The sequence below is a fragment of the Streptomyces sp. NPDC002784 genome (assembly GCF_053592135.1).
The window spans coordinates 1-4,808 of record NZ_JBSFVD010000092.1 but is presented as its reverse complement, the minus strand read 5'-3'; the positions used below and the strand labels follow the sequence as shown (position 1 = coordinate 4,808).

The 4,808-nt window shown below is 71.8% G+C and carries 1 protein-coding gene; it reads left to right on the top strand.

The genetic code is table 11. The annotated features are described in order from the left end of the window. The coding region (locus ACWD1Z_RS36500) for a type I polyketide synthase (RefSeq protein ID WP_451125087.1) at window positions 1-4,808 on the top strand (4,808 nt) is incomplete at both ends.

The window sequence follows — 4,808 nt, the reverse complement described above, 5'->3', positions numbered from 1 at the left end:
GGACGAGGACGAGAACGCCCGCTTCCTCGCCGGCGCCGCCGAACTGTGGGTCAACGGGACCGACATCGACTGGTCCGCCGTCTACGCGGGCCGCGCCGTCATCCCCGTGGACCTCCCGACGTACGCCTTCCAGCGTGAGCGTTTCTGGCTGGAGGCGGTGAGGTCCACGGGTGACCCCGCCGAGCTGGGCCTCGGTGCCGCAGGGCACCCGCTGCTGGGTGCCGCGGTGAGTCTTGCCGCCGATGGAGGGCTGGTCCTGACCGGCCGGCTGTCTCTGCGGACGCACCCCTGGCTCGCGGACCATGCCGTCGCCAGTACGGTCCTCTTCCCGGGCACCGGGTTCGTCGAGCTGGCGATCAGGGCCGGGGACGAGGTGGGTTGCGGCCATCTCACCGAACTCACCCTGCAGGCACCCCTTGTCCTGTCCGAGAGCTCGGCCGTGCAGGTGCAGGTCGTTCTCGCGGCCCCCGACTCCACCGGCCGCCGGGCGTTGACGGTCCACTCGCGGCCCGACAACTCGGGGATCGACTCCCCGTGGACCACCCACGCCATGGGCACGATGTCGGCGGAGACGGCGCGGGTTCCGGCGGGCGAGTTCGGCGTGTGGCCCCCGCAAGGTGCTGAAGCCGTCGACGTGTCGGACTTCTACTCGGCGGCGGCAGCCTCGGGTTACCACTACGGACCGGTGTTCCAGGGGCTGCGCGCGCTGTGGCGGCGTGGGGACGAGGTCTTCGCCGAGGTCGCGCTGGGTGAGTCCGAGCAGGCGGAGGCGGCCCGGTACGGGATGCATCCGGCGTTGCTGGACGCGGCGTTGCACGCGGTGTTGCCGGTGGACGGCGGTGAGGTGCGGCTGCCGTTCGTGTGGTCGGGTGTGTCGCTGTCGGCGGTGGGTGCGTCGGCGCTGCGGGTGCGGTTGGCTCCGGTCGGTGAGGGCGCGGTGTCGGTGTCGGTGGCCGATGCCGAGGGCGCTCCGGTGGCCTTCGTGGAGTCGCTTGTGCTGCGCCCGCTGGAGAGGGTGGAGTCCGCCGTACGGGATGCTCTGTTCCGGGTGGAGTGGACACCCCTCGCCGCTACGGCCGGGCAGGACGAGCCGGGTTGGGGGTTTCTCGGCGACGATTCCGGCGAAGGGCTGTCGTCGCTGGCCGATGCCGCTGTTCCCGCGCTGGTGGTGTGGAGGCCGCCGGTACCGGTGGGCGCCGCGGTCGGAGTCGTGGCGGGTGCGGTGCTCGCCATGGCGCAGGAGTGGCTGGCGGACGAGCGGTTCGCCGGGTCGCGTCTGGTCGTAGCCACACGCGGTGCCGTCGCCACCGGCCTCGACGCGCCTACCGACCTTGCGGTCTCCGCGGTGTGGGGGCTCGTGCGCTCGGCCGAGGCGGAGAACCCCGGACGGTTCGGCCTGCTCGACCTGGATGTCGATACCGGTGAATCCACGCCCGCTCTCGCCGCGCTCGACCTGGATGTCGACACCGATGAACTCACGCCCGCCCTCGCCGCTTTCGGCGCGGGGGAGTGGCAGATCGCGGTCCGCGGAGGTCAGGCGCTGGCACCCCGCCTGGTGCGGGCGAACGCTTCCGACACCCCGTCCACTGCCGGATTCGGGGACGGGGCGGTTCTGGTCACGGGCGGTACCGGGACGCTGGGCGGACTGGTCGCCCGGCATCTGGTGGCGGAACATGGCGTGCGGCGGCTGGTGCTGGCCAGCCGTCGGGGGCCCGAGGCTCCGGGGGCGGCGGAACTGGTGGCCGAGCTGACCGCCGCGGGTGCGGTTGCCGAGGCTGTGGCGTGTGATGCCGCCGATCGTGAGGCGTTGGCGGCGCTGCTCGCCTCGCATCCCGTCACGGCTGTGGTGCACCTCGCCGGTGTCCTCGACGACGGTGTCCTCGCCTCGCTGACCCCCGGCCGGCTCGACGCCGTTCTGCGTCCGAAGATCGACGCCGCCGTTCACCTGCACGAGCTGACCCGTGACCTCGACCTCTCCGCCTTCGTCCTCTTCTCCTCCGCCGCCGGTGTCTTCGGCACGGTCGGCCAGGCCAACTACGCCGCCGCCAACGCCTACTTGGACGCCCTGGCCCAGCACCGCCGCGCCGAAGGACTGCCCGCCACCTCCCTGGCCTGGGGCCTGTGGGCCGACGCCAGCGGGATGACGGGCACGATGACCGACGCCGACCGGGCTCGGGTCGCCCGGCAGGCGATGACCCCGCTGACCTCCGCCGAGGCACTGGCCGCCTTCGACGCCGCCATGGCCCAAGGCGACGCGCACCTCGTGCCGGTCGCCTTCGACTGGGCCGCGCTGCGGACCCAGGCCGGCACGGGCGCACTGCCGCCGCTCCTGCGCACCCTCGTGCCCACGACCGTTCGCCGCGCCGCCAGTGCCGACCGCACCCAGTCCGGCGGGTCCACGCTGGCCCGTAGGCTTCTCGCCCTACCCGCGACCGAGCGCGAGCCGGTCGCCCTGGACGTCGTCCGCACCCACATCGCCTCCGTCCTCGGACACGCCGGAACCGCCCTGGTCGGAGCCGACCGGACGTTCAAGGAGCTGGGCTTCGATTCACTGCTGGCGGTGGAGCTGCGCAACCGGCTGGGTGAGGCGTCGGGGTTGCGGCTTCCGGCGACGTTGGTGTTCGACTATCCGACTCCGGTGGCGGTGGCTGGGCTGCTGTTGAGTGAGCTGGTGGGGTCCGTTGCCGGGGCGGAGGCTGCCGGGGCGGTTCCTGTGGTCGCCGCTGGGGTGGCGGATGATCCGGTGGTCATCGTCTCGGCTGCCTGCCGGTATCCGGGTGGTGTGTCGTCGCCGGAGGATCTGTGGCGGCTGGTGGCGGACGGCCGGGACGCGGTCGGTCCGTTCCCGGCGGACCGCGGGTGGGATCTGGAGAGGCTGTTCGATTCGGATCCGGGCGCGTTCGGTAAGTCGTATGCGAACGAAGGCGGATTCCTTTACGACGCCGCCGAGTTCGATGCCGGTCTGTTCGGGATCTCGCCGCGTGAGGCGGTGGCGATGGATCCGCAGCAGCGGTTGCTGTTGGAGACGTCGTGGGAGGTGTTCGAGCGGGCGGGCATCGCGGTGGACTCGGTACGGGGGAGCCGTACCGGAGTTTTCGCGGGCGTGATGTACCACGACTACGCCAGCCGTCTTCCGAGCATCCCCGAGGACATCGAGGGCTACATCGGAACCGGAACCTCCGGAAGCGTGGTCTCCGGCCGCCTCGCCTACACCTTCGGCCTGGAGGGGCCCGCGGTCTCCGTCGACACGGCCTGCTCCTCCTCGCTGGTCGCGTTGCACCTCGCGGCCCAGGCACTGCGCCAGGGCGAGTGCGACCTCGCACTGGCGGGCGGTGTCACGGTCATGCCGACGCCGGGGACGTTCATCGACTTCAGCCGTCAGCGTGGGCTGGCCGCGGACGGCCGTTGCAAGTCGTTCGCGGCGGCGGCGGACGGCACGGGGTGGGCCGAGGGTGCGGGTGTGCTGCTGCTGGAGAGGTTGTCGGACGCGCGTCGCAACGGCCATCAGGTGTTGGCGGTGGTGCGGGGTTCGGCGATCAACCAGGACGGCGCCTCGAATGGTCTTACGGCGCCCAATGGGCCGTCGCAGCAGCGCGTGATCCGACAGGCGCTCGCCCAGGCCGGGCTGTCGGCTGCCGAGGTGGATGCGGTGGAGGCGCACGGCACGGGTACGACCCTGGGGGACCCGATCGAGGCCCAGGCGCTGTTGGCCACCTACGGCGAGGGCCGCGAGACCGATCGGCCGTTGTGGCTCGGGTCGGTCAAGTCGAACATCGGGCACGCGCAGGCGGCAGCCGGTGTCGCGGGTGTCATCAAGATGGTGATGGCGATGCGGGCGGGCGTGCTGCCGCGCACCCTGCACGTCGATGAGCCGACCCCGCACGTCGACTGGTCCGCGGGCCATGTCTCCCTCCTGACGGAGGAACGTGCCTGGGAGTCGCCGAACGGTGTCCGTCGAGCGGGTGTCTCGTCCTTCGGTGCCAGCGGGACGAATGCGCACGTCATTTTGGAGGAGGCGCCGGAGGGTGCAGAGGAGGCGGCGTCTCCGTCTCCTGGGGGTGGGGTCCTGCCGTGGGTGTTGTCGGCCGGGTCTGCTGAGGGGTTGTTGGCGCAGGCCGGGCGACTTTCCGGGGTGGTCGGTGGGCTGGATCCGGTGGATGTGGGGTGGTCGCTGGCGACCGGGCGGGCCGGGTTGGCGCATCGCGCGGTGGTGTGGGGGCGGGATCGTGAGGAACTGACGGCGGGGCTGGCTTCCGTCGAGTCGTCAGGTGCCCTCGTGGACGGTCGCCTTGCGGTGTTGTTCACGGGGCAGGGGTCGCAGCGGGCGCGGATGGGGGCGCAGCTGGCGGCTGAATTCCCGGTGTTCGCGCGGGCGTTGGATGAGGTGTGTGCCGGGTTCGAGGGGCTGCTGCCCGAGTCGCTGGCGAACGTGCTGACCACCGACACCGACCTGCTGGACCAGACCGTGTTCACGCAGGCTGGGCTGTTCGCGGTGGAGGTGGCGCTGTACCGGCTGGCTGAGTCCTGGGGTGTTCGTCCGGACTTCGTGATGGGGCATTCCATCGGTGAGTTGGTTGCCGCGTATGTGGCGGGGGTGTTCTCGCTTGAGGACGCCTGTCGCCTGGTCGCTGCCCGCGGTTCCTTGATGCAGGCGCTGCCCGAGGGCGGGGCGATGCTCGCGGTGCAGGCCGGTGTTGCGGATGTCCTCGCGGACCGAGTCGATGTGGCTGCCGTCAACGGGCCCACGTCCGTGGTGGTTTCGGGGGCCGAGGCGGACATCGAGGAGGTGCGGGAGCGGCTGACGGCGG